At 62.1% G+C, this 26,830-nt stretch carries 19 protein-coding genes; 10 read left to right on the plus strand and 9 right to left on the minus strand.

Annotated features, from left to right (window positions below; all coding sequences use genetic code 11):
- The first annotated feature begins 184 nt into the window (after positions 1-184).
- The 5 genes from EN993_RS09385 (at position 185) to EN993_RS09405 (ending at position 5,255) form a co-directional block, all read left to right on the plus strand.
- On the plus strand, positions 185-556 hold the full coding sequence (locus EN993_RS09385; RefSeq protein WP_109661584.1) for an MmoB/DmpM family protein: 372 nt from the start codon (positions 185-187) through the stop codon (positions 554-556).
- 73 nt (positions 557-629) lie between these two features.
- Positions 630-1,652: an amidohydrolase family protein gene (locus tag EN993_RS09390; RefSeq protein ID WP_127263033.1), complete on the plus strand. Its 1,023-nt coding sequence runs from the start codon at positions 630-632 to the stop codon at positions 1,650-1,652.
- 5 nt (positions 1,653-1,657) lie between these two features.
- Positions 1,658-2,455: an iron-sulfur cluster assembly protein gene (locus tag EN993_RS09395; protein ID WP_109661586.1), complete on the plus strand. Its 798-nt coding sequence runs from the start codon at positions 1,658-1,660 to the stop codon at positions 2,453-2,455.
- Positions 2,456-2,532: 77 nt separating this feature from the next.
- Positions 2,533-4,164 (plus strand): molecular chaperone GroEL, encoded by a 1,632-nt coding sequence (locus EN993_RS09400; protein ID WP_127263034.1) that lies wholly within the window; start codon positions 2,533-2,535, stop codon positions 4,162-4,164.
- 47 nt (positions 4,165-4,211) lie between these two features.
- The gene (locus EN993_RS09405) at positions 4,212-5,255 is read left to right on the plus strand and encodes an NAD(P)-dependent alcohol dehydrogenase (protein ID WP_127263035.1); all 1,044 of its coding nucleotides are present in this window, start codon (positions 4,212-4,214) and stop codon (positions 5,253-5,255) included.
- A 106-nt stretch (positions 5,256-5,361) separates the two neighbouring features.
- On the opposite strand, the gene EN993_RS09410 is transcribed toward EN993_RS09405, so the two are convergent.
- Together EN993_RS09410 and EN993_RS09415 are read right to left on the minus strand one after the other, a co-directional pair.
- Entirely contained in the window at positions 5,362-7,440 is a 2,079-nt protein-coding gene (locus EN993_RS09410) for a sigma-54-dependent Fis family transcriptional regulator (RefSeq protein ID WP_127263036.1), read from the minus strand.
- A gap of 83 nt (positions 7,441-7,523) precedes the next feature.
- Positions 7,524-7,997: a hypothetical protein gene (locus tag EN993_RS09415; RefSeq protein WP_109661591.1), complete on the minus strand. Its 474-nt coding sequence runs from the start codon at positions 7,995-7,997 to the stop codon at positions 7,524-7,526.
- Positions 7,998-8,437: 440 nt separating this feature from the next.
- On the opposite strand from EN993_RS09415, the gene EN993_RS09420 reads away from it, so the two are divergent.
- From EN993_RS09420 to EN993_RS09435, 4 genes are all read left to right on the plus strand, one after another.
- Positions 8,438-10,987: a caspase family protein gene (locus EN993_RS09420; protein ID WP_127263037.1), complete on the plus strand. Its 2,550-nt coding sequence runs from the start codon at positions 8,438-8,440 to the stop codon at positions 10,985-10,987.
- A 17-nt stretch (positions 10,988-11,004) separates the two neighbouring features.
- A complete protein-coding gene (locus EN993_RS09425; protein WP_245468714.1) occupies positions 11,005-11,283 on the plus strand; it encodes a hypothetical protein in 279 nt (92 codons plus the stop codon).
- A 185-nt stretch (positions 11,284-11,468) separates the two neighbouring features.
- The gene (locus tag EN993_RS09430) at positions 11,469-12,569 is read left to right on the plus strand and encodes an OmpA family protein (RefSeq protein WP_127263038.1); all 1,101 of its coding nucleotides are present in this window, start codon (positions 11,469-11,471) and stop codon (positions 12,567-12,569) included.
- A 61-nt stretch (positions 12,570-12,630) separates the two neighbouring features.
- Positions 12,631-13,821, plus strand: coding sequence for a caspase domain-containing protein (locus EN993_RS09435; RefSeq protein WP_245468718.1), 1,191 nt, complete (start codon positions 12,631-12,633; stop codon positions 13,819-13,821).
- Here the strand turns inward: EN993_RS09435 and EN993_RS09440 are convergent.
- Positions 13,803-14,408, minus strand: coding sequence for a hypothetical protein (locus EN993_RS09440; protein ID WP_206532360.1), 606 nt, complete (start codon positions 14,406-14,408; stop codon positions 13,803-13,805). The genes EN993_RS09435 and EN993_RS09440 overlap by 19 nt on opposite strands.
- Before the next feature lie 190 nt (positions 14,409-14,598).
- On the opposite strand from EN993_RS09440, the gene EN993_RS09445 reads away from it, so the two are divergent.
- A complete protein-coding gene (locus tag EN993_RS09445; RefSeq protein WP_109661595.1) occupies positions 14,599-15,135 on the plus strand; it encodes an OmpA family protein in 537 nt (178 codons plus the stop codon).
- Between the two features lie 13 nt (positions 15,136-15,148).
- Here EN993_RS09445 and EN993_RS09450 read toward each other — a convergent pair whose 3' ends face one another.
- The 6 genes from EN993_RS09450 to tssM all read right to left on the minus strand — a co-directional run bounded on the left by EN993_RS09450 (position 15,149) and on the right by tssM (position 26,828).
- Positions 15,149-16,774, minus strand: a complete 1,626-nt coding sequence (locus tag EN993_RS09450; protein ID WP_127263041.1) for a caspase family protein — start codon at positions 16,772-16,774, stop codon at positions 15,149-15,151.
- 192 nt (positions 16,775-16,966) lie between these two features.
- Positions 16,967-19,360, minus strand: a complete 2,394-nt coding sequence (locus EN993_RS09455; RefSeq protein ID WP_127263042.1) for a M23 family metallopeptidase — start codon at positions 19,358-19,360, stop codon at positions 16,967-16,969.
- Positions 19,357-19,767 carry a DUF1036 domain-containing protein gene (locus EN993_RS09460; protein WP_164757591.1) on the minus strand — a complete coding sequence of 137 codons (411 nt, stop codon included), beginning with the start codon at positions 19,765-19,767 and terminating at the stop codon, positions 19,357-19,359. The genes EN993_RS09455 and EN993_RS09460 overlap by 4 nt, the downstream gene beginning before the upstream one ends.
- Positions 19,768-19,872: 105 nt before the next feature.
- Positions 19,873-22,341: a serine/threonine-protein kinase gene (locus EN993_RS09465; RefSeq protein ID WP_109661597.1), complete on the minus strand. Its 2,469-nt coding sequence runs from the start codon at positions 22,339-22,341 to the stop codon at positions 19,873-19,875.
- Positions 22,338-23,120: a PP2C family serine/threonine-protein phosphatase gene (locus EN993_RS09470; RefSeq protein WP_109661598.1), complete on the minus strand. Its 783-nt coding sequence runs from the start codon at positions 23,118-23,120 to the stop codon at positions 22,338-22,340. The genes EN993_RS09465 and EN993_RS09470 overlap by 4 nt, the downstream gene beginning before the upstream one ends.
- A 159-nt stretch (positions 23,121-23,279) precedes the next feature.
- Complete coding sequence (tssM, locus tag EN993_RS09475; protein WP_127263043.1) at positions 23,280-26,828, minus strand: type VI secretion system membrane subunit TssM; 3,549 nt, start codon at positions 26,826-26,828, stop codon at positions 23,280-23,282.
- Between the last annotated feature and the right edge of the window lie 2 nt (positions 26,829-26,830).

Below are 26,830 nucleotides of genomic sequence, written 5' to 3' on the forward strand. Positions count from 1 at the left end.
TTCCAGGGCTGGGTCAAGAAGCACGGCGCGCTCGCCGACAAGGCAGCCACAGGCCTGCAGCCGATCTGGTCGATGCCGCATTCCAAGCCGGTCGCCTTCGCCGATGTCCGCGCCAAATCCGAAGAGCGGATTGGCCAGATCCTCGGCGAACTCGGCCTCAAGCGCTGAAACAGGAGAAATCGTCATGTCACTATCAGCACGCGACGCAACGCATTCCAACATCTTCAAGGCGATGAAGGACATCACCTTCGAGCAGACGATTTCGCACCAGTGCGGCGTCACCATGAACGACTCGGTCGAGGCGAGGGCCATCGCCGAATTCATGGGCCTTAAGCCGAACGTAACCGTCACCTACCAACCGGCGATGATCCGCATCGATGGCACCGGCAAGCTGATCTTCAAGATGGACGAGATCAGCGAATATCTCGGCCGCGAGATGACGGCGGAAACCTTTGAGGTGAACAGCTCCACCCACTACGGGCGGATGGTGCGCATCGACGACAACACCGTGATCCTGTTCGGCAACATGGACGAGATGTTCGAATACATCGAATAGGCGCCCCAAAAATCCGGCGCGCCGCTGGGTGCGGCGCGCCGAACCGATCAACGCGATTGCTGCGGAGGCAACCATGTACAGAACACCGGAAGGCAAGGACATTTTCGTGATCGACGGCCACACTCATTTCTGGGACGGCAGCCCCGAAAACCAGAAGAACATCCATGGCAAGCAGTTCATCGAGTGCTTCTATGCCTATCACACCGGGCTGAGCCCGAAGGACCAGTTGTGGGAGAAGAGCAAGTTCGAGAAATACAGCGCCGACGACCTCTATCGCGACCTGTTCATCGACGGGCCCGATGATGTGGCGATCGTCCAGTCGACCTATCTCAAGGATTTCTACAAGAACGGCTTCAACACGATCGAGCGCAACGCCGAGGTGGCCAAGCGCTATCCGGAGCGGTTCATCGTCAACGGCGCCTTCGATCCTCGCGATGGCGAGAAGGCGCTGGAATACATCCACTTCCTCAAGGAGACCTACGACGTCAAGGGCGTGAAGATGTACACGGCCGAATGGAATGGCGCTTCCAAGGGCTGGAAGCTCACCGATCCCGATGCCTACAAGTGCTTCGAACTCTGCGACAAGCTCGGCATCCGGAACATCCACGTCCACAAGGGCCCAACCATCCTGCCGCTCTCGAAGGATGCGTTCGACGTTCATGACGTCGACCACGCGGCGACGGATTTCCAGGGCCTCAACTGGATCATCGAGCATTGCGGCCTGCCGCGCCTCGACGATTTCTGCTGGATCGCGACGCAGGAAACCAATGTCTATGGCGGCTTGGCGGTGGCACTGCCCTTCATCCACGCGCGGCCGCGCTATTTCGGCGAGGTCATCGCCGAGCTGCTGTTCTGGCTCGGGCCGGAGAAGATCCTGTTCGGCTCCGACTACGCGATCTGGACGCCGCGCTGGCTGGTCGAGAAATTCTGGGCCTATCAGATTCCCGAGGACATCGCCGCCGAGCGGGGTGTGCAGCTGACCGACGAGATCAAGGAGAAGATCCTCGGCCTCAACGCCGCGCGTCTCTACAACATCGACATCGAAGCCAAGAAGAAGGCGCTTGCCAGCTCGCCCTTCAGCATTGCGGCGGAGTAGGAGCCATGGCAACCGCCAGTGTTTCCGGCGGCCGCGAGAAGGAACTCTGGCGGCGCCTTGGTGAGGTCAACGACCCGGAACTCGACGAACCCGTCACCGAGATGGGTTTCGTCGAGCGGGCCGCGGTGACGGGTGATGGCAGCGTGGAGATCGACTTCCGCCTGCCGACCTACTGGTGCTCGCCCAACTTCGCGTTCCTGATGCTGGACGGCGTCCGCAAGGCGCTCGACCAGCTCTCCTGGAAGCCTGCCTATCGCGTCAAGCTGCACGACCACATGTTCGCCGAAGAGGTTAATCGCGGCATGGCAGAGGGCAAAAGCTTCGGCGATATCTTTGCCTTGCTTGCCGAGGATCAGGATCTCGGCGGCTTGCGCGAAACCTTCGCGATGAAGGCCTTCAAGCGGCGCCAGGAGGCGGTCCTGCGCGGCCTCAGGGCGCACGGTCTGACCGATCGGGAAATCCTCGGCATGGACCTGCCGGCATACGACGTCGCGCGGTTCGAACCGGGCGAGGCGGCCAAACAGAAGCCGCGATACCGGGCGGCGCTGCTCGCGCGTTTTCCCGACCGTCGGGCGGACGATCCTGTCTTCGTCTCCTGGGTCGGACAACGCATACCGCCTAGCGCGCTCGGTGCCTATCTCGCCGAGCTGCGCGGTGTGCGCATCAACATGGAGTTCAACGGCGCGCTGTGCCGGGGGCTCAAGCAGACCAGATACAAGGAACTGGATGTGGTCGATGGCGAACCGACGCTGGTCGATTTCATTCTGGATCGCGTGCCGGCACGAACCGCGCCGACCGCCTGAAGCAGAGCCGACAACAACGGCCTCCCCCGCACGAGGCCCCTAACCAACAACCCGCCCGTAAGGCGGAAGGAGGAATCATGCCCAAGATAATGCTTCATAATTCGCAGGCCCGCCGGGCTCTCGCCCGTGGCGTCTTCCGGCTTGCAGCCGCCGTCGAGCCGACGCTCGGCCCCAAAGGCATGAACGCCATGATCGACCGGCCGATCGGCACGCCGATGGTGACCCGCGACGGCGTCAGCATCGCCTCCGAGATCGAGCTGCACGACCGTTTCGAAAACATGGGCGCGCAGGTCGTCCGTGAAGTGTCGATGCAGACCAACGAGATCGCCGGCGACGGCACCACGACTGCCATCGTGCTCGCCAACGCGCTCATCCAGGGTGGCGTCGAGGCGAATGAGCGCGGCGTGAAGTCCGTCGATCTCTGCAAAGGCATCGACCTCGCCGTGGCGGCGGTTGTGGCGGCACTCAAGGCCTCGGCCAAACCGGCCAAGGGCAACGGCATCCTGGCGTCGGTCGCCAACATCGCCGCGACCAACGCGAAGCTTGGCGCGCTGGTGGCGGAAGCCCATCGGCGGGTGGGTACCGAAGGCGTCATCACTACCGACTTCAGCGTCACCACCGAGACCACGCTCGATGTCGTCGAGGGCATGTCCTTCGAACGCGGCTACCTCTCTCATCACATGGTGACCGATCAGGAGAAGATGGAGGCTGTTCTCGAACGGCCCTACATCCTGATGACCGACCTCAAGATCAAGGAACCCGGGCAGCTCGATGCGGTTCGCCGCATCGCCGACGAGGATGGCCGGCCGCTGCTGATCGTGTCCGAAGAAATGTCGCCGGAAGTGGTGGTGACGCTGCTCGGCAAGCAGGGACCGGGGCGATATCTCGTCGTCCACCCGCCGGAATATGGCCACTGGCGCAAGGCGATGATGGAGGATCTGGCCATCATCACAGACGGCAAGGTGATCGCGCGCGATCTCGGCGGCCGGCTGGAGGATATCACCGCTGAGGATCTCGGCACGGCCGACCGGGTGAAGACCAGTTCGTCCTACACCTCGATCATTCGTGGCGGCGGCGACCATGCGGCTATCGCCTCGCGCCGCGCCCAGGTGCAGCGGCAGTATGAAGCCTCGCCGCCGAACATCGACCAGGACAAGTTGCGCGAACGCCTGGCCAAGCTCTCCGGCGGCACAGCGATCCTCTATGCCGGCGGCGTCACGCCGGTCGAGCAGAAGCGGACCATCCAGCTGATCGAGGATTCCTTGAACGCGGTGCGAGCCGCGTCCGAAGAGGGCGTGGTCGCTGGCGGCGGCTCGGCGCTTGCCCAGATCGCGCCGCTGCTCGACAAGGTAGCGGCTGGCGTCGACGGCGATGTCGCCGAAGGCGTGCGCCTTGTGCGCTCGGTTCTGTCGCGGCCGCTGTGGCGCATCGCCGCCAACGCCGGCGCCGATCCTGAGGCGGTGGTGACCGAGGTCACCCGCATCAATGGCGGCTACGGCTACAACGCAGCAACCGGCACATACCAGAACATGTTCGAGGCAGGCATCATCGACCCCGTCCGCGTCACCTACACGGCGCTCGCCAACGCAGCTTCGGTGGCGACGCTGATCCTGACCACCGAAACGCTGATTGGCGATCTTGCAGAGGACGAGGATCCGACGGCCGGACCGGCACGTGGCGGCGGCTCTGAAAAACTCGGCCGCGCCTGAGGCGACAATTCCAACGGAACGATTTCGACGTTGAAAGGGATACGACGATGAAAGCTGCCAGACTGTACGAGTACGACCCGAAGATGAACGTCCAGCTCAAGATCGAGGAGGTCAAGGCGCCGACAATCACCGCTCCCGACGAGGTGATCGTGCGGGTGGGTGCCGCCGGCCTCTGCCGCACCGACCTGCACATCATCGAAGGTGTGTGGAAGCCGACCATGGATCCCGAAGGCACACTGTTGCCTTACATCATGGGCCACGAGAATGCCGGTTGGGTCGAGGAAGTCGGCAGCGGTGTCAGGTCGGTCAAGCGCGGTGACGCCGTGATCTGCCATCCCTTCCGCTCATGCGGCATCTGCCTCAACTGTCGCCATGGCGAGGATATGTATTGCGACAACGGCCAATTCCCCGGCCTTGGCATGAATGGCGGCTTCGCCGAGTATTTCATCACCAGCGAACGCTCGCTGATCAAGTTGAACGCCAACATCACGCCGATCGAGGTGGCGCCGCTGGCCGATGCCGGCATCACCGCCTACCGTGCCGCCAAACGCGCCGCCAAGCTGTTGCGGCCAGGCAGCTATTGCGTGTTGCTCGGCATAGGCGGGCTTGGCCATATCGCTCTGCAATCGCTGCATGCGATCTCGGGCTGCCGCATCATCGCCGTCGATCGCGAGCCGGCGGCGCAAGTTCTGGCCAGGGATCTGGGCGCCGACTTCGTGCTCGACGGGGGGCCGAACGTTGTCGAGGAGGTCGCCCAGATCACTGGCGGCGGTGCGCATGTGGTGATCGACTTCGTCGGCGAACTCGGCGTCGAGAACATCTGCTGGAAGATGGTGCGCAAGGGCGGGCAACTGTTCGTCGTCGGCTATGGCGGCAACATAAACGTGCCGACCGCACATCTCGTCATCGAGGAGATCAACATCGGCGGCAGCCTGGTAGGCAATTTCACCGAGCTTGTCGAACTGATGGAGCTCAACGCCGACGGCAAGGTGAAGATGCATTACACCGAATATAATCTCGCCAGCATCAACACCGCCCTCGACGATTTCAAGAACCGTCGGTTCACCGGGCGTGGCGTCATCGTGCCCTGAGGCATCCGGCCGGATTGCGCGTGGAAGCCGGCCAGCAGACTGATCTTATCGGCCACAACTCCCCAACCCATGGCTCAAATGCCATGGGTTTCTTTTGTGCCGCGTGTCAGATGAAACCGCGCCGGATGCCGTATTGGCCGAGCTTGCGATAAAGCGTCGGCCGCGAAATGCCGAGTCTGAGCGCAACCTTGCTGAGATTGCCGCCCTCCGCGGCAAGCGCATTCTTGATCGCCTGGCGTTCCGCATCCTCGAATGTACATACGGGCGCTTCGAGCATGGCTGTGGGATGGTCGCCATGCATGGCCAAGGTGTTGCGATTGCCCGCGTTGATTTCGCCAGGAAGATCCTGCAGTTCGATCGTGTTGCCGCGCGTCAGTATGTGCAGGCGCTCGACCAGGTTCTTCAGTTCACGCACATTTCCTGGCCAGCGATAGGCAAGCAGCGCATCGAGCGCGTCGTTTGAAAACTCCAGCGGATCATTGCCTGCCAACTTCGCGATCTGACGATTGAAATGCTCGATCAGCAACAACACGTCGTCGCCGCGATCGCGCAAAGCCGGGACATGAATCGAGACCGCGCCGATGCGGTAGTAGAGATCGCTGCGGAAGCGCCCGGCCGCGACTTCCTGCTTGAGGTCGCGATTGGTCGAGGCGACCAGCCGCACGTCCACCGGCCGACCTCTGGAGTCGCCGATGCGGTGGACCACGCGCTCCTCGAGGACACGCAACAGGAAGGGCTGGATTTCGAGCGGCAACTCGCCGATTTCGTCTAGGCTGAGCACGCCGCCATTGGCGAGTTCGAAGATGCCCGGCTTGCCGTCACGCGAAGCGCCGGTGAAGGCGCCGGCGACATGGCCAAACAATTCGCTGCCGAACAGTTCCTTGGTGATTGCACCGCAGTTCATGGCGATGAACGGATCGTTTTCGATGCGCCGGCTGCCGGCATGGACAAGCCGTGCAAACAACTCTTTTCCGACACCCGTTTCGCCTTCTATTAGCAACGAGGTGACACCCTTCGACCCGGCCACCCGGGAGGCGACATCGACGGCAGCCAGCAATTTTTCGCTTTCGCCGACGATCATCGCCGCGGCTGTCCGCAGGTGCTTGTTCTCCTCCCGGCGGATCACCGTCATGCTCGAGACGGCCGGCACCGAGGGAAACACCAGAGCCGCGCCACGAAGATCGCCATCAAGCTTCAGCGGCGTGACATGGCAGGATCGCAGATGCGCCGGCAGTGCGTTGGCGAGATCGGTGTCGGAGCCGGAGGCCGGCAGGTTCATCAGCCAGCGACCACGCCCTGGTTCCATCGGGCCGTCCATCATCTCGGTCGTGTCGCCATTGGGTACATTGTTGCAGAAGATCGCGCGGCCACGATGATCGACGATCACCAACCCGTCTTTCCGGCGGTAGCTGGGTGCCGAGGAAATGAAGGCTTCGAGCAGACGCGTGCGCTGCTCCTGCTGTTGTTCGGCGAGTGCCTTTTCAATTTGCCTGGCGGTGGCGGCGACGAGCGCCGTGTTGTGCGGCCGGAAGATCGGCGAATAGCCTGACAGGTCGACAACGCCGATGATCTTGCCGTCCAGGGGATCGCGGATCGGTGCACCGGCGCAGGTCCAGGATTTGATGCCGGCGCAGAAATGTTCGGCGGCGTGCACGAAAATCGGTTCGCCGGTCCACAATGCCGTGCCGATGCCGTTGGTTCCGACGGCGTCCTCATTCCATTTGCCGCCGATACCCAGATGAATATCCATGCCGTCATGCAAGGTCTTCTTGTCGCCGATCGCGTCGATCAGCACGCCATCGCTGTCGGCAAGCACCAGCATTGCTCCCGTCCCTTCCAGCAACTGGCCAAGGGACGCAAACGATCGCCGCGCCGCCGAAAGCAGTTCGGCGTTGGCACGGGTCAGATATTCGATCTCGTCACGATCGCTGCTCAGCGGCGCTTCGATGCCTTGCGCGTTGATGCCGCCGGTGGCGCTGCGATACCAGGAATCGTGGATCAGCGAGCGGACATGGACCGGATCGCGGGCGCATTTCGGCTCGTCGGCCAGAAAACTTTCCCAAGCGCGCATGGTGGCGCGCTCGTCATAGTCGATGTTGTCCAGAACCAATTGTCCGGCGGCCATCGACGCACGCGCCGGAAGAGCATTGGTCTTCATCTGATCAGGGCCGTTCGCGTGTCTCATTCAGTCATCACAGTACCTTTGAGGTATGCCATTTCTGTATGCTGTCGCGGATTGGGCGTGCTCAGCGACGCCCAGTGCCGGGGTCAGTCGATGCCGAGTTTCGCGCCGATGTCGGCGGCAAGCTGTTCTTCGCCATAGGTGGCAGTCAGGCGGGCTCCGTCCAGTTCGGCAAGTGCCTCGGCGACGGTTTCGTCGACCGGTGAGAAAAAGCCGTTCTGCTTCGTTGCCAGGACGAAGATCTGTTCCCCATTCCGGTCGCGGACATCGCCGATATGATGAAGCTGGCGGCCGGTGTTCTGATCCTTGGAGATCACGCGGCCGTTCATGGTGACGCGGATGGAGGGGCTCGCTTCGGCCACGCTTGCCGCGCTGCCGCCAACGTGGATGATCAGGCCTTCCGCCTTGGGTTGCTGGCGTGGCTTCCGGGAAGCCGAATAGCCGCCACCGCTGATTTGGTCGGCAAGGCGAACGATGGTCGCGCGGTTCTGCTCGATCAGTCTTTTGACCTGCATGTCCTCGCGCCGCGGGCCATCCCGCTTGGAGATGATTTCGACCATGAATCCTCCCAGATTCGCTTGGCGCCGTGAGTTCGGCTCAGTTCTTCTTGCTGCGAACCCTACACCGTCCCTGTGAGGTTCGCCATTCACATCAGGTAGCACTAAGATTTGTACAGATGGTAGCAACTGGCTGCTACACGGGGTTCGAGTGAACGCCACCGAGGTCGCCTTTGGATCCTCGTTTCATTCTTTGGCGGCACCGACGCTGAGGCCTGGCGGGTGCGTCAGATCCAGACAGCCACGCCGGTGCAGTTTGACACTCATTGCGGATGGGTCGGCTCTGAGGTAATTTAGACCCCAATCGGATGGGGAAAGTGGCTGCTGTCGCGACGGTTTTTCTTTTTGTTCCTGTCTCGGCGGATTGTGAGCTCTTTAACAGACCTTGATACCGCAACCTGGGAGCTTGTGGTCATCAGGTAGCGACGGTTGAAACAGTTGCCATGCTCCGACTTTGCGGATTCATCGCGGTCTTCCTCGTAGCGGCCTTCACGACCTTCGATGCGTCGGCCGATCGAAGGGTCGCCCTGGTGATCGGCAATTCTCAGTACCGCGAAATCCCCGCTCTGAAGAATCCTGACAAGGATGCCGAGGACGTATCCAAGACGTTTCGGTTGGCCGGTTTCGAAGTGTTCGTCGCCAAGGATCTCACAAAGCTGCAGTTCGAGGAACAGTTCCGCAACTACCTCGCGGCGGCGGACGGCGCCGATCTGTCCGTCGTCTACTATTCAGGTCACGGCTTCCAGATCGGTGGCGAGAATTTCCTGATCCCGGTGGATGCCTCGCTGAAGAATGCGGCCGACATAGAGGTCCAGGCGGTCAAGCTGGACGATGTCCTCCAGCAGTTGCGCGCGAAATCGAAGATCCAGGTGATCATTCTCGATGCCTGTCGCAACAATCCGTTTCCGCGCAAGGATTATTGGCTAAGGGACCAGTTGATCACGGCGGGTAACACCGGCCTTGCGCAGGTCAAAAGCTCCTTGAACACGCTGATCGCCTTTGCCACCGAGCCAGGAGCGGTCGCCTATGATGGAGCGGGAGACCTCAGCCCGTTTTCATCCGCATTCTCTCGTCGCGCGCTGGCGCCGAACCAGGAGATACGCACGGTCATGGCCGCGGTGCGCCGCGATGTGGTCGAGGCCACTGACGGCAAGCAGGTTCCGTGGGAAAACTCCTCGCTCATCGACGAGGTGGTCCTGATGCGCCGCACCAGCCGGCCTTCATTGCCGCCGGTTCTGGAGAAGGTCGTGCCGTCGGGTGTCGGGCCTGTTGCCCTGGACTTGCCGGAACCGGTCGACGTCGATGGCGGATCAATCACCGTCAGCATCGAAAGGCCGCCTGCGCTCGGACGCCTGCTGCTGGACGGCAAGGCTGTCGCGGTGGGCGAGCAGATCCAGGGCAAGGACCTGCCGCGCCTGAAGCTGGATGTGCCCAAGGGGGCCGGTGCGACGGAAGAGGTGGACATGCTGGCCTACGCCACGCATGACAATTGGGGCGGCGAAGCCCAGGGCATCATGGTGTTTCGTGTCAAGAGCGGCCAGGGCGCCGAGGGCGAACAGATTGTGGCCTCGCTCGAGACCGAGCAGAAACAGCAGGTGCTGGAGCGGGGCATCCATATCACCGGCGCCGCCGAGGCGATCGAAAACCGGCAGATCAGCGTCCCGGTCGGTGTCGGCCCGGTTCCGCTGAAGCTGGACTTCCCGACCAAGGATCCCGCGGTCAGCCTGAAACTCGCGAGCTATCCGGCGACCGGTACGCTGTCCCTGCCGGATCGTCCCCTGTCGCCAGAGTCGAGCCTGATGGCGGATGAGGTCGACAACTTGCGCTATGAACCCCAGATCGGGGCCGCCGAACCGGTCGAGGTCGGCTTTGAAATCCGCGCGGACAGCAGTTCCTCCAAGCCCGCCACGATGAAGCTGTCGCCAAGCGTTGATCCTTGCGACCAGGCCGCCGGCGAGCCTCTCGATCTGCAAGGCGTGGTCCCCGGCCTGCTGCCCAATGAAATCGGCGCGGCGGCCGTGACGGCCTGCGAGGCGGCGGTGAAGGCCTATCCCGATGTCGCCCGCTTCCGCTACGAACTGGGCCGAGCGCTGCTGGCGGCCGGCAAGGTCGATCAGGCGAAGAAAGCCATTCAGGAAGCGGCCGACAGCGGCCACGTCCGCGCCGTGTTCGAACTCGGCTACCTCAACGCGACGGGAACGGGAATGCCCATCGACCGCAAGCAGGCCAACGCCTTCTACGCGGCGGCATCCGACAAGGGCGATCCCTACGGGATGACGTCATGGGGTCGTGCCTTGTTCAATGGTTACGGGGTCGAACGCGACACCGGCAAGGGCCTGGACCTGCTGCTCAAGGGGGCGGCGATGGGGCATACCTATGCCATGAACGATCTCGCCGCGATCTTCACGGAAGGCCGCAACGGCGTGCCCGCCGATCCGGCCCGCGCCGTTGCTTTTTTGAAGGCAGGCGTGGAGCGGCAGGACATGTATTCGATGAACCTGCTCGGCCGCAATTACCTGGCTGGTGTGGGCGTCGAGAAGAATCCCGGGCAAGCGCAAGGGCTTTTCCAGAAGGCTATGGATCTAGGCCAGCCCTACGCGCCGGCCAGCCTTGCGCGCATGTACCGGGACGGCGTTGGTGTAGAGCAAAACCTCGACGAAGCGCAAAGACTGTTCGAGCTGGCCACGGCACGCGGCGATCAGTCCGGCGCATATGATCGCGCAGCGCTCGAAATGCAGAAGGGCGACAAGGCCGACCAGACGACAGCGGTGCGCTATCTGGCCTTCACGGTCGCGCTTGATCTTCGCAAGGAACTGCCGGGCGCCCAGACGGCGCTGACGAAATTCGCAGTGAAGACGAAAACGGCGGCGCTCAAGCAATTGCGCGACGAACTCAAGTCGAAGATCCCGGCGAAGGGCTCGCTTGACGACCAACTGGTCAACGCGGCCAGAGCGGTCTGGGAGCAAGCCAATCCGCGTCGGGACTTGTTTTGATCAATGAGGAGGCAATCGTGGGCAGGGCAGTGAAGCAGGCATTGATCGCCACAGTTCTATCCGGCGCTCTGGCGGGACTAACGGGCTGCATGTCCGTCGCGCCCAAGCCCGAACCGACGGTGACGACGACAAAGCACAGGCCGAAGCTCATTCGCACGACCACCACGCCAAAGATCACCAAACAGAAGAAGGTTATCGCCAAGAAACTCGTCGAACCGACTGAAGAAACCGCACCTGTCGTCGTCCCACCTTTGGGCGGCGGCAATGGTGGCGGCGGCGGCGGCGGCTGGGGATAGCGCTAACAGCAGGTCAGGGTTTCGCGGCACCTCTGGCCGTGGCCGCCTGCCACCATTTGGCCCCCAACTCCACAGCCCGGACTTTGACCGGAAGACCGGCTGCTACTGCTCGCCAACCAGTCGCAAGTGCTCTATGCTCCCGCCAGGTGTCGTGTCGATACGGTGGTCCTGGGCAGGGGCGTTCCATGTTCGAAGTCGTCGCATTCTGGTGGAAGACGAGGCTGAAAGGCCCCGCCGCACGAGGTCTAGGCCTGATCGTCGCGCTTTCCGGCTTGCTGCTGCTCGGATCGCAAGCCGCCAACGCCGCGCCGAACTGGACGCTTGATCCCACAGCTTCAGTCATCACCTACCAGTCGGTGAAGAAGAACACGATCGTCGAGACAAACAAGATCAGGAACATCACCGGCACGCTCAGCTCGGCGGGTGATGCCAAGGTCACCTTCGACCTCAATTCGGTCGATACCGGCGTCGACCTGCGCAACGTCCGCATGCGCTTCCTGTTCTTCGAGACATTCAAGTACCCGACGGCCGAGCTGACGGCCAAGGTGGATCCCGCCGCTTTCGCTGATCTCGCGACAAAGCGCAGGGTGAAGTCGACGCTGCCTTTCCGTCTCAATCTGCACGGTGTCGACAAGGACCTCGAGGCCAGCATCGTCGTCACCATGATCAGCGACACCATGGTGTCGGTCGCCTCGGAGGCTCCGGTGGCTGTCCATGTCGAGGATTTCGGCCTGCTGCCGAACGTCGACAAACTCCAGCAGGCGGCCAATGTGACCAACATCGTGCCCACTGCGTCGGTGTCGTTCGATTTCGTCTTCACCGCCGACGGCAGCAAGCCAGCCGCCACCCAGACCGCCGCGGCGAGTCCGGCCGATGTAGGCCCCGTTGCCACCGACGCCGCCAAGGCGAACTTCAGCGATGAGGAATGCCTGAACAGGTTTGCCGTGCTGTCACGCACCGGCGCCATCTACTTCCGGCCGGCCAGCGCGCGGCTCGATGCGAAGAGCCGTCCGTTGCTGACGGAGGTCGAAGGTGTCGTCGGCAAATGCCCAAGTCTGAAGGTCGAGGTCTCCGGCTATACCGATTCCGATGGATCGCCGGAGGCGAATAAGCAGCTGTCGGAGCGGCGGGCCCAGGCGGTTGCCGACGCCATTGTTGCCGCGGGCATTCCTCGCACGCAGATCACAGCGACCGGCTACGGCGAGGAGCGGCCGGTTGCCGCCAACGATACGCCCAAGAACAAGGCGCTCAATCGACGGATCGAGTTTTCCGCCACCAAGCTCTGAGGTTCCGGTGAGGTGCGATCTGATTGCCCGTTGCGGTGGCCTCTTTCGCGTCGCTGGGTTTGTGGCGCTCGCCTTGCTTTTGACGTTGACGGCCGCCAGTGCCGAGCGCCGCGTAGCACTTGTCCTCGGCAACTCCCAGTACCAGCACGCGGCGCCGCTCGCCAATCCGGTGCGCGACGCCCAGGCCATCGCCGAGCGCTTGACGAAGCTCGACTTCGAGGTGGTTTCAGGCTTCGATCTGACCAAGCCGCAGACGCAGGCGACGATCGCGCGGTTCGCAAAACAGGTGCGCGGTGCCGACATCGCGCTGTTCTTCTACGCCGGCCACGGCTTGCAGGTTTCGGGTAAGAACTACCTGATTCCGGTCGATGCCGCGCTGGAGGACGAAACCTCCCTCGACGTCGAGGCCGTGTCGGTTGATTTCGTTCTGCGCCAGATGTCGCGGGAGACCAGCATCAGGCTGGTGTTTCTCGACGCTTGCCGTGACAATCCCCTCGCCGAGGTGCTGGCCAAGACTGCGGGCGTCAACGGCGCTAGCAGCGGCCTTGCAGAGATCCCGATAAAGAACGGTGGCGCCGGCACGCTCGTCGCTTTCGCCGCTAGTCCCAATCAACTCGCCTATGACGGGTCGGGCGAACATTCGCCTTTCGCCTCGGCGCTCCTCCAGCATATCGGCGAATCCAACGTCTCAATCACCGAGGCCATGAACAGGGTCACCAGCGATGTCTTCAAGGCAACCGCCGGCAAGCAGCGTCCCTGGATCAACGTTTCGCTGACCACGGAGGTCGTTCTGCACAAGGTCGATCTCAATGCGCCGTTGATCGTGGGCGAGGCGAGCGCACCCCCGACCGAAGGCGGCTCCGGCGCAAGCAACACCGGCGCTGCAGGCGCATCGGGCCAAAGTGACGATCAGCTTGCGCTCGATGTGCTGCGTCAGAAGATCCCTAGGTTGGCGTCGGACGCCCCGATCTTTTTCGACCATCCGATCGATTTTGGCGATCCGGCAATCGACGGCAAGAGCATCGCTGAGTTGATTAGAAGCAAGCCCCTGTTCAGCCCGGTGGAGGGATTGGACAAGTCGGTATGGGAGGGGAAGCACTGCGACGGGTGCCATGAATGGGACGAGGCACGGCTGTGCGAGCAGGCCAAAAATTTCGCCGCCAACGATGCCTCTGTTTTGCGCCTGCAGCATCCGCTTGGAACCCGCTTCAAGGTGGCGCTTGCCAAATGGGCTCAAGGTGGCTGCAAGTAAGCATCCGCCGATTGGCGCAACGCCTCGACCTCGGCCATCTGGATGCCCATTTCGACAAACGCCGAAAGAACGGCAAAGCGGTCCGCAAGTGCGACACGCGCCAGCCCGGCCAGGACACCGGCATTGACTGCATGGGCGGCAGGAAACGGCTGCAAGGCCGATGGTGCTTCTGCGCCGGCAACAGATCCGCCGGCAACAGAACCATTGTCACGCCATCCCGCCGCCAGGGCAATCCAGGCGCCCGGCGTTGTCGGCGGCGCTGCCTCTGCCTGGCTCACCGCAGCGCGATGGCGGGGGCTGTCCGGTTCACCGACCCAGTCGCGAACATAGGCGAGCAACTCGTGATCGGTCCCATCGAGCAGCTCGCTCAGATGGCTCAGGCATTCATGCGCCCACCAGACCGCGGCCCGATCGGGAAGCAGGTAGGCACAGAACGTGATCGCCTCCTCGGGAACGCGCCCGGCGAGGAGGCCGCGACAAAACTCGATCGACGGCTGTTCGGTTGGAAGGGTTCTCATGTCCCGGGCAATAGCGGGACAAGCCATGAAGAGATCCCGTGCCGTTTTGAATCGAAGCCCGTTGGCCATGACCGCCACGCTTTCATCGAGGAGCTTTAGCCAATCAAGCCCCAGGCGCGGCGCGGGTCAAGTCTCAACCGGTGACGCTGCAACAACTGCCGGCACCGCCGTATCCCTGGCGTTTATCGACAGACAATTGCCCCGGAGTTTGGTATGATCACGCCCGTCGAAATCGGATGCTCAAGCAGGAGTAACCGCTATGCAGTGGGGCAGTTCAACCTTTGTGTTGGCGGTCGTGTTTTTCTCGACCCACGCTTTCGCCGACCCTGTTCAGAAATCAGAAGACATCGTGAAGTTTTTTGCCGGGGCGGCCGACCTCGGCAAGTCGCGAGGGATTTGTGTCGGCACCGAGGAGGAGTGCAAAAGCAAGAGCAAGGCGAAGGACGCGCCGGGAGAAAAATCCAGCCTCGATATGCTGATCAATTTCGGGTTGGATTCGGCCGAACTCGACACCACTGCGCGCGCTGAACTCGGCGAGTTCGCCAAGGCGCTGAAGGACAGCCGGCTGAGCACGTTCAACTTCGTCGTCGAAGGTTTCACCGACGCCACCGGCACGGTGCACTACAATGAAGGCCTGTCGCAACGGCGGGCGCAATCGGTTGCAGCCTTCCTGACGGCCAGCGGTGTCGAGCCTGCCCGTATCAACGCGATCGGCATGGGCGAAAAGAATCCGCGCAGCCCCAACCCGTACGATCCGGTCAACCGCCGCGTCGAAATGCGGATAAAGACGCAATAGCGCGCAGCTGTCACTACTTGAGCACGCCGCCCACGGCCACACCGGCGCCGAAGATCAGTGCTTTGGCGAGGAAGTCGTTATTGTATCGGCGTGGCGGAGGATCATCCTGCCGCACTAGGATCTCGCGGTTGCGCCACTTCTGAACGGCCTGCTGTTGTTTGCGGGGGTTCCGTGCCACCGGTCTCTGCGTGCGGACCTTCTGTACCACTTGCTTTTTCGGCTGCGTCGCACGGGCCTGATCGGCAGCATATCTGGCGCGCACGGCTTCCATCATCGGATCTGTCTGGATCACGAGGAATGCAAGCTGCTCGCGTGTCAGATAGCTGGTCTGCGGCAGGCCGTTCTTCGCTTGCCAGATGCCGATCGCCTTACGGGTCTGTGAGCCCATGTTTCCGTCGACGCGGCCAAGCTCGTTGCCCAATGCTTCGATGCGCAATTGCAGGTCGATGCGACCCTGGCGGTCGAGGCCAATGGCACTTTCCGTCAACTCGGTGCCCGGTGTTTGCTTCACCTCGTCCGGGACGCCGACCGAGGTGCGCACTGCAGAGCCGGAACTGGCGTTCGCCTGGTCCGCATCAAGTGCCGCGACCTGCCGGTTTTTAGCTTTCGGGTCGTTCAATTCGTCGACGTTCAGCCGCGCCACAGTGGCGAAGCGACCGTTCGGAAACTGGTCGAGATAGGCTTGGTAGAACGGAATGGAATTGTGCTTCGAAGCCTCATCCCAAAGACGTTGCTCGACTTCCCACGAAGGCGGATCACTGGCAACGGGGGCAGGAGAGGATGTCGCTGTGGCGCTCGATGCGTCGGCCACGGGATTTGCAGCAGGCGCTGCTGCCGCGACTGGTCTTCCCAGGAAAACCTCGCGTCCCAGCGATGCGTTGTGCCAGGGCCTCTGGCGACCTTGCGTGGTTTCGGTCACTTCGCCGCGCACGCGCGTCAGCGCGCTCTGGATTTCGACGCCGGGTTCGGTCAGGTGCCTGGCCAGCGCTGTTGAGTAAGGACTGTCGACCCCGTTGCCGTCGAAGGCGATGGCGCCGGGATCCGTTGCATAGGCAATCAGGAGGCCGCCGGTGCCGACGCCGTCCGATATTGCTTCGACCGGCGCCAGACCTGTGCCCAGCGAGGTGGAGCGGCTTTTCGGCAGCGAGGCCGCCAGCGTCCTTGCCAGCGGATTGTCGCGGCAGGCATCGAGAATGATGACGCCAATCGCCGGGTCGGGCGGCAGCGCAGCCATGAAGTCGTCGATCTGAATGGTACGGGTCTTGAGATAGGCCGGCGACGTCAATTCGGCGTCGACCGGTATCAGGTAGTTCTTGCCGTCGACCTGCATGCCATGACCGGCATAGAAAATGACCGCGACGTCCGCGTCGTAGGATTGCTCGGTAAACCGGCTGATGAGGCTGTGCATGCCTGCATTGTCCTGGTCGACCCCTTCGATCACCTCGAAGCCGGCATTGCGCAGCGTCGATGCGATGAGGTGGGCATCGTTGGCGGGGTTGGGCAAGGTAACCGCATGGACATAGTTGCTGTTGCCGATCACCAGCGCGACGCGCTTGGCGTCAGGCGCGGCAGCGTGGGCGCCGAGAGCGGCAAGGAAAACCAGGATAATCCCGCTCAGAAAGACCGTGAACGCTTTCATGGACCAGCCCTCTACCCATCAGGGTGCACTGTTGATGTCTACGCATGCTTGATTTCGTCGGCGACTGGGTCGCTTGTGCCAAAATGGCTCCTGAGCGTATGTGGTCTTGACCACAGTTTTGGTTCACAAAGGGCCTGAAAAAAGGTGCCTCGTGGCGCCCATGGTCTGAGCGACCATACCGTGAAGGCAGGTTCAAAGCGTATTCTGAATCGAGCCTATGACGGCCGTGACGGCTTGCTTGTATTTTTCGAACTCCGGTGATGTCTGGCGGATCTCCGTCGTGCTGGTTGTCTGCTGGCCGGCGTCGGTCGCGACGCGAGCAACCTTCTGGCCCATCTTTCTTTCTGCCCAATCCACGACATAGTCGGCCGTCTTGCCCGTGAGAAAGGGGTTGGCTTGAATGACGGCGGACCCGAGCACGGCACTCAATTGCGCCGAACCCGACGCCGACAGCACCTGATGCGCGCCTTCCATGCCCAGGAAATGGCAGAGATAGAGCCGGCCGGCTGTGATTTGATGGCCGCGTGCCCGAAGATAGGCTTCGCCTTCCCGCGCCAGATTTCGCACCATCTCGCGCGAGATCGTGGCGTCGTAGCGCAGAGCGAGCAGGTCGGCCGTCGACAGCGTTCGTGCAAGTTCGGGGCGATAGGTGTTCATCATCCGGATCCAGGTCTTTGTGATGAACTGGCCAGCGCCGGTTGCTGATGAATTTGGGTTCTTGGCACGGGCGCTGCCACCACTTTCGACATGAACGATACGCTCGGTCAGCGTTTCGACGGCAACATCGCCGGAATTGCCGGAATTGCCAGTATCATAGGTGGCGACCGCGGCGGTCACCGTGCCCAGCGGATCGATCGCCTCGCCATTCTGATAGAGTTCGAAATGCAGATGCGGTCCGGTCGACAGGCCGGTGGTGCCAATATAGCCAATGATGTCACCGGCCTTCACCTTTGTGCCGACCCCGCTTGCGATTGCGAATTTCTGCATATGTGCGTAGCGCGTCTCGCGTCCGTTGGGATGTGCAATCTTCACCAGGTTGCCGTAACTGCCGCCGTCGCCCTGGAAGGTGATCTCGCCGTCGAAGGCGGCTGCGATCGGCGTACCCACGGGGGCTGCCCAATCGACGCCCTTGTGGATGCGAACCACGCCCAGAATTGGGTGCTTGCGTGGGCCGAAGGTGGACGTCATGACCCCGTTGACCGGCGTGACCATGCCGTTGGTGACCGTCAGCGAACGAACCTGGTCATCGCCGGTAACGCACGCAAACTGACCGTCGCTCTGCTGGAAGACGAAGCATTCGAGGCTCTTTTCAGTACCCTGTACACCGACATACAGCACGCGTCCGTCGGTCTCGCTCTTGCCGCGCGGCGTTTGCGAATAGATCAGGACAAGGCGCTGGTCCTCGCTGGCGAAGGCGTCCAGATCCTGTCCTCTCGACAGGTACATGATCGCTTCGCCGATCACGCCTGTCGGAACTTTGTTGCGCGCCGCCGTCGAATAGATTGCGTCGAGCAGGCGATACTGCCGCTTGTGCGTGCCTTCCTCCGGTGCGCCCGAATAGTTGAACAGATCTTCGCGGACCCAGGGATCGACACCCGATACGAATGCGCCCGCGGCGTTGCGCGTCAGCGTGCCGACAAAGACGTTCTTAGCGTAGATCGACACCTGCATGAGCGACATTGTCGTCGTCTCGCGCGTCGGCCTGAAACCGCGCATGGCCACGACATAACCGGGTTCCAGGCCTTCCCGGTTGAAAAGCGCCTTCAGGGCTTCGCCCGCCAGCTTGGCGTCCTCGGCGGAGAAATGGGCATCGAGTGCAACACTGTCCAAACTGCGGTCATTGAGGATTTTCACGAACGTGTCTTCGGTCGCCTCGAACCGCTGATACTCATTCGTGACGGTTGCAACACTCGTGTTGTTCTCGATCTGCGTCTTCTGGAATGCGGGGAGGGCTGCCTCGCCTGCATCGATTGTTTCACCCCAGCCGGCTTCGGGATCGTCGGTGCCCATCTGCTGTCCCGCGGCAGCCGGAGCCTCGTTGGCGGCAGGCGACGGCTGAAGATCGTTCTGCAGATCCCCCGCCGGTGGCTGAAGATCGTCCTGCAGATCGTTGGACGGTGGCGGGGCGGTCTGCCGTTGCGCCTGGAAGAATGCGAAGTCCTCCTGCGTCGACGGTATCGTCGTCATGAATTTTTCGCTGGCGCTGAGCATCACATCCGACAGGATTTCGATCTGCGCAGAAACCCCGGCCTGATCGAGATCCGTCGGCCTTGCGATCGAATGGCCCTTCGACGTGGCGGCGTCGGGGGCAAGGGTAATCCACATCGGGTCCCCGGCAAGGTCGATGATGGCAGGCACATAGACCGATGCATCGGCCGGCACGTCGTCCACCCCTTCGACCGCGTGAAGTTCTTCGTCTTCGTCGCCGAACGACCAATAGTCCGCCGTGAGGTAGAAGCCCACGGCGATCGACGCCATGACAATCGCAGCAAGACCGGCAAGCAGCCGGCGCCAGAGCTTGCGTCTGCGAAGCGCAAGGCGCGCCTCCTTCTTCTGCCTGAAGCTCGTGTCGATACTGTGCGTCACGGGCGACTTCCGGTCAGGAAGAACGTCCATCGCACCTGTTCAAGCGTATCGACTTCGAGAAATTGCGCCGCAATATGGCCGCGCTGCCAGCATTCGTCGATGCCGCGGATCGAGAAACGTCGTCGCTCGATACACATCTCCGTCGATCCGGTGAGGATCGCATGGCCAAACACGTCCGTGGCATAGATGTAGATGTAGCGATTCGTCAGCTCCTCGCGGATGACGTTCACGCATTGATTTGCGCCGATGGTCCACCAGCCATCGGTCTGGTCAGCATTGTCGATCTTCTGGCCGACCGCGAGATTGACGACGTCGAGTGTCTGATTGCAGACCGTGAACTCGGCGCGCGCTTCGCCGGATGACAGCACGGCCAGCAAAGCGGCACCCGAGATCACCGCGAGCTTCATGCGCCCCGTCAGGGCAAGCACGGCTCGAACCGGATCACGCTGCTTTATGGGCAGGTCGTCGGACGAGTGGGGCAAACACGAGCAGCTTTCCATCGGGCGCCCATGCTATCCGCCGAGCCGGAAATACTTGGCAGTGGCTGAAAACTGAGATCCGTCGGTCTCGATTTCCTCGAGAATCTTGGGCAGCAGCACCGAGGCTGGCGTCGGCGTGGAGAACGCAGCCGCCTGAATATCCTGGGGCCCCGTGATCACCATTATGATCTGCGGCACAGCCTTTCCGGCGGCCTTGTCAGCGGCGCCGAGGCCAATCGGGATGCTGAAGGTAGCCTTGTCCGATTGTGCGACGATGCGGTCGTCGAGATTGAACACCATGCCTTTGTGATCGATCAGCAGCACGCTGGAAATGAGCCCGCCACGCGTCACCAGCGTGCCGCTGATCGGCGTACCGTTCGGCACCGATGTCCGGTCGAGAACAAGCTGCGGTTTGTCGGCCGCAGTCTGCTCCAGGAAGCGCAGAAAATTGGTGACTTCGCATTGGCTCGGCTCAATGAGGCGGACGCTGATGTCCGGCTCGACATGGAATTTTGCCTGGAAATCGCCCAGCATCCGTTCGAATGGCTGAACCGCCATTCCAAATCCTTCGATCGCGGCGGCCGTGTCGGTTGACGAATTCACGGTCGCATAGAAACAGTCGCCGCCGCCGAAGTCGCGAACCCAGGAGATTCGTTGCGCGATGTCGTCGACGGCCGGGGGAACCGCTGGTTTGGGCACGTTCAACGCGACGACAGGTTGGTCCGGCTGTTTGGTTGCCGGTGGCACGGTCTTTTGGCTCTCGGCGTTCGCGACATCCGTCTGGCTTGCAGTGGGTTTGGGCGCCGGCGCGGCCACCTTGGGCGCTGCCGGCTGGCTGATCTGCGGTTCGGGCTTTGGGCTCTCCACAACCGCTGGCTCGGCCGGCAGTGTCTTTTCGGACGGCTGCGCGTCCGTTGCCGATGACTTCGGAGGTTCCTCGGTTTGCGCGGCGGGCTTGGCCGGCTCCGGCGTTTGCACTGCCTTGGCATCAGCCTGGCTTGCAGCCGGCGGCGGGCTCGCCTCTGTTTGCGGTTGCGCTTCCATTGCCGGCGGCTTCGCGGGTTCCTCGGTCTGCGAAGGGACTTCGGCGGGCTTGGCCGGCTGCGGCTTTTGAGCCGCCTTGGCATCTGGCTGGTTTTCAACCGGCGGTACGCTGGCCTCTGTTTTCGTCTGCGCAGGCGGAACTGGCTTTGCCGGTTCGGGGGCGTTCGCGACTTTGTCCGTCGAGGTCGGCTTTGACGTTTCCGGTGCAGGCTTTGATGGTTCGGGCGCGGAAAGCGATGTCTTGCCGGCAGTCGGCGTCGCCGGCGTCATGAAGCCGCTCAGATACAGGCCCGCGCCTGAGGCGACAGCCAGTGTCGCCAAGGCAGCGATCGCGATATTTCGGGTCTTTGTGGATTTCTTGGGTATATCCGCCGTGACCGCGCGTGGAGGGCCGGCGACCGGCGAAGGCTGCGGTTCGGACAAATGCGCGGGCCGGACATGCGGGACGAAGCGCTGCTCGCCCGGGCCCGTTGCCGTCGGCGCGTTGTGTCCAGAGACATTGGATGGCTGGGGCTGGCCCTTGGGATCAAGGGTTTGCCCGGCTGGTGGCAAAGCCGGCCGGTTGCGGGGTGTGATGGACGTCGGCGGCGTTGTTCCTTCGTCTTCGCCACGCGTCATCCTGGCGATATCAGCCATGCTGACCGGGCGGTCTTGCGGATCCGGTTGCAGCATGGCTTCAACGATGTCACGAAAATCGTCGTCGATGTCGGAGAGATCAGGCACAGCGCGGCGCTTTTCGATGATCTCGAACTGCGATCCGCTCATGTCGATCGGTTTCCCGCGCAGAGCGGCAGCCAGCACCAGCCCAAGGCTGTAGATGTCGGATTGTTCACTGACGTCGCCGCTATACAGCCCGAGCTGTTCGGGCGAAACGTAGTTGTACTTTCCCGCGAACTTCCCGCCGATCAGCGTCTCCCCGCCTACGGTCGCTGATCGCGCGATGCCGAAATCGATGATCTTCGCGCGGTCGACCCGGCCCCCCGGCAGGATGATGTTGTCCGGCGAGAGGTCGCGATGGATTGCTCCCGCTTGATGCACGGCGCTCAGGCCGGATGCGAGGCGATGGCAGAGCTTGCGCACCTCTTCCGTCGGCATCGGGCCACGTCGCATGATGTCGTACAGCGACTCGCCGTCGACGAATTCCATGGCAAGGTAGGGACGGCCGATCCCGGGATCGATGGTGAAGACGTGGTATCGCACAACCGCGTCATGCGACAAATGGTTGAGGATCGAGGCCTCCTTGCGGAACAAGGACAAGATCGTCTGGTCACGGGCAAACTCGGGCAGGACGATCTTGATCGCGACATGGTCTCCGGTCTGGATGTTGTGGCCACGGTAGACCTCGCCCATGCCGCCGAATGCGATCCGCTCGTCAAGTTCATAGATGCCGCTGAGTTGCGTGCCTACGGCGGTATTGGCTACCTGCGGCGATATTCGCGTCTTGTCGTCGGCGCTCATCGGCCTTCGCCCTCCGCTCCGGACCAATCAGGGTGGAGCGATTGTCCGTTGCGCCCTTTTTTGATCTTCACCAGCACGATGGTGACATTGTCAGTTCCGCCCCGCGTCAGCACGGTTTCCAGCAGATTTTCGCACGCCGCCTGAGGTGTCGCCGACACGACGGCGGCCTCGATCTCCGCGTCGGTGACATGCGCCGTCAGCCCATCGGTGCTCAACACAAAAATGTCCCCTGGCATCAGTTCGCCTTGCTGGAAATCGATGACGAATTCGTCGCTGACGCCGACCGCATGCGTGATGACATTGCGGCGTGGCCAGGTGAGCGCCTCGGCTGCACTGATCATGCCTCGATCGAGGAGTTCCTGCACTTCGGTGTGGTCTTTCGAAATCTGCGAGATCGAAGCGTTGCGGATCAGATAGATCCGGCTGTCGCCCGCCCAAAGGCAGGCAAACCGTCCGTCCATCGCCAACAGGGCGGCGACCGTGGAACCGATGGTTATGCCGCGAGATTCCGATATGCCGCGGATCTCGGCATTGGCCCGGCTCAGCCTGTCCTCGAAGCGCGCCCGCAGATCCGGCGCAGAGCTTGCGATGCCGATCGTGGCCAGATGGTCGACAATGCTGGCTGAGGCGACCTCTCCGGCCTCATGTCCGCCCATTCCGTCGGCCACCGCCCAAAGGCCGGTTCGTGGCTCGAGCAGATAGCTGTCTTCATTGTGCTCGCGCACACAGCCCTTGTGGCTCACGCCGAAACTTTCAAAGGGAAGGGCGACATCGTTCAATTTGCCACCAAGCGCTTCTCAAGCGCCCTCCACGGCGCACCGCCAGGCGCCCGTTCGAGCCACTTTGCCACAGGCTCGAACATTAGAGTATCGAAATTAAGGTCTGGGCGCCCGAGGCCCATGCTGGATGTCAACGCATTGAAAAGCGCGAAGCCCATCTCAAAACGCCTTCGGACAGCTGAAGCCGGAAAGTGCGGGAAGCAAGAAGGGGGTGGGGCCGGAACCAGTCTGGATCGTATAGGTGACGTCGCGGCCGCCGATCACGAAGCGCGCTTCGACATTGCTGTCGTTGCCGGTGACGGTCGCCTTGTCCAGCAGCCGCTTCAGCGCCCAGGGCCCCTCGAACTTGATGGCGGATTCGCGGCCCGGCATTTCCGGCGTCAGGCTCAGGCTGGCGGACCCGGAGGCTGTGCCGCTCGGCCAGCTCACGGTGCTTGGCGCGTTGCCCGCCTGGTTGCTCTGGACGGTCTGGCCGTCGACATCGAGCACCGCCGCATCGGCATCGCCATGCAGGGAGAACGGCGTGAAGGTCACGCTGACCGAGGGCACCGAACCACCCTGGGGGAAAAAGGCGCTGCGGATTTCGGCCGCCAGCTGGAAGTTTTTCAGCGTCGACTTCGACAGGTCTCGCCCGAAGCGCGCATCCTGTTTCCAGCTCCAGTCCTGACCGGTCATGTCGATCAGCGATGCGAGGTTCTGTGCAAAGAACCGGTCCATCAGCCCGCCCGGAGCGAACAATCTGGCAAAATCCGCCATCGCGATGTCCTCGGTACCATTGCCGGCGAAAGGATAACGGCCGTTGACCGCCGCCTCGCAGGGCTGTGTGACCGTCTGGTCGAGCATCTGGTTCAAATTCGCTACCGAGGTCTCGGTGACGTTGCCTTCAAACTCATCCGCCGTCGCGTTGACCATCCGGCCGAGTTGCTTGGGCAGTCGCGAAACGTTGGCGCGAAGGGTGGCTATCTGAAGCTGCAGGTTTGCGTTGACGCGTTCCGTCTGGGAGGGAACGTCGGTCGCCAGTTGCAGGCTCTGGTAGATATCGCGGAAATTCTGGGTCAAGGCATCGATCGGGCGGTGTCCGGCAGGACCGCTCACCAGAGCCTGGAACGACCTGAATTGTGCTTCGATATTGGCGCCTGGATTCTGGTTTTCCGCGTTTGCGGATCCCGTGCCGGCACGGCTTTGCGATTTTCCGGTGGCGATTTGGATGCCGATGCGAGCCAGACCCTTGGCCATGTTCGCGGCGTCCTGTGGCTGGCCTTGAACCGTGCCGCCTTCAACCCCGGTGCCTGTGCCTTTGCCAGAAGCAGCGTCCCGCGTCAGAGCTGTTTCGTCGGCGATCGCCGTAAACAGCTGTTCGATCGGCGAGGTTGGCGAGGCGACGGCGGAAAGCGCGATATAGTGCGGCTTGTCCTTCAGCATCGCTTTGAACTTCAAGCTGTCGAGAACGCTGTTCCAGGCCGTTGCGAACTCCTTTCCATAGCGATCGAGAAGTTCGGGGCCGAGCCTGGGCAACTCCTGGTCGATGCCGCCTTGCTCGCCGCCGCCACCGAGGACCCGCTGATCGTCGACGAGCGTCTGGGCAATGCGCGAGAGTTGCCCGAGATAGAAGGTGTTGAAGCCGGCATAGGTATAGAGGCCGGGAACACGAAGGCCCGACAGATCGCCGCCATCGACACGCTCGAACAGCAGCTGCGCCTCCGGCCCGCCTTTCAGCGAAACAGAAAAATCATCCAGCGCTGCCGCGTACACTGCGGATTTGACCAATGCCGAGGCACGGTCGGCAAGGCTCATGCGCCCGAGCGACCGTTGAGCGGCTTCGACGAGCGGCTGGTTGAGTTGGAAGACCGGATCGTAGGCATCATCCAACGCAAGCATGGCGCGCAGGTGCTTTTCGAGCTGCTCGCGTCCTTCGCGGTTGTTTTCACCTGGATACCGGTTCTGTTCCCAATCCTGCTTCATCCAGGAAACGATCAACGCGTCGTCGACTTTCGGCGCCTTGCCGCCAAGCATCAGATAGATTTTCAACGGCTCGTAGAGCGCGGCGGGATCGGCCATCCTGGCCTGGATCGTCCGCTCGGCCTGGATCAGCAGGCGCGATCGGAACATTCGTTCCAGCGCTTGCCGGTAAGCGGTCTTGGATGCCGAAAGAAGTCTCTCCCGCTGGCTGAGGCCGAATGTCTCCTCGATCGGTGTCGGCACGTCACTGGTTTCGAACCCAGTCGGCAGATCGCGCAGCTGGTCGAGCGGGCCAATGACGTTTTCGAGGTCGACATCGGTGACCTCGGTGCTTTTGAGCAGCGCGCCCGCCGTCGCGCGATACTGGCTCATGGCCTGCGTGGTGGAGGCGATCAGCGACCTGTTGGCTGTGAAGCTCAGGGCCAGGGTGCCGAGGGCGGCCGCCGCGATCAGCGCGATGGCGCCAAGGCCGGCGAATCTGGCGATCGCCGCACGTCTTACGGCTGATTTGTCGTACGAAACCCATCCGGATTCGGCAAAAATGACGTCCGTCAGCAGATCGTGCAAAAAGAAGCTTTTGCCGGTTCCGGAAAGATGGGCGCGGGGGTTGCTGCCGAAATTACGGCCGATCGCGCCCAACACCTGATCGATTGGCGTTCCCTCTTGCGTGCCCGAACAGAAATAGAGTCCACGCAGGCTGACGTTCACCTGGCTACGGGTCGGATCGAACAGCCTGGCAATGAAATTCGTAATTCGCTCCTTCAACGCGCCAAACTGCGCTGGAAAGCCAAAGACGGATATGCGTGCGACCGGATCAGCCTCTTCCTGAAGGCGGTCAGGCATCTCCTCTGCCAGGCGTCTTGCCAGTGCATCGAATTCGGCCGGAGCTTCGGCGGCCATATTCTTGTTGCGATCCGTCGTCTGGAATGTCGCGCCCCAGACCTTGCGCCGGCGTGGCTCGTCGAAGTCGCTGAAGTAATCCATGAACCCGGAAACCAGGTCGGCCTTGGTGAACAGCAGATACACCGGAAACTGGATTTTCAGCGTCTCGTGGATTTCCCGCAGACGACTGCGTATCTCGACGACGTGAGCGTCAAGCTGCTGATCGTCGAGGCTGACGAGATCGGCAAGGCTGATAGTCAGGATGACGCCGTTTATCGGTTGCCGTGTGCGGGCTCTCTTGAGCAGCGACAAGAAGGCAAGCCAGCTCTTCTTGTCGCTCTCGGCATTGGAATCCTGCGTCGTGTAGCGTCCGGCAGTGTCGATCAGGACGGCCTGGTCGGTAAACCACCAGTCGCAGGAGCGTGTTCCGCCAACGCCCGCAACTGGCTGGGCATCACCCGAACCGGCCAGCGGAAAATTCAGACCCGAATTGACCAGTGCCGTTGTCTTGCCTGCGCCGGGTGGGCCGATGACGATGTACCAGGGGATCTCATAGAGGAAATTGCGCTTGCCGCTCGACCGCTTGAGCGCCGCTACGGCCTCATTCATGCGGGCTTCGAGCACCCGCGAGTCGTCATCGCGGTCGTCATTGTGTGCGACCACGGTTTCGAGCGCTCTTTGCGCTTTTCTCGCCTGCCAGAAACGCAGGCCGTAGAAAAGCGCGAGTGCTGCCACGATCACTCCGATGATCGTGGCGCGCAGCCAGGCAGGTCCGAGAGGACGGGTATCGGCGAAACGGATCAAGGGTCCGCCAAACCAGACTGCCTCCGCGAAACCGGCCAGCGCGATCAGGCTGAATATCCGCAGCA

It is taken from the genome of Mesorhizobium sp. M7D.F.Ca.US.004.01.2.1 (assembly GCF_003997785.1).
GTDB classification, from domain to species: Bacteria; Pseudomonadota; Alphaproteobacteria; order Rhizobiales; family Rhizobiaceae; genus Mesorhizobium; species Mesorhizobium loti.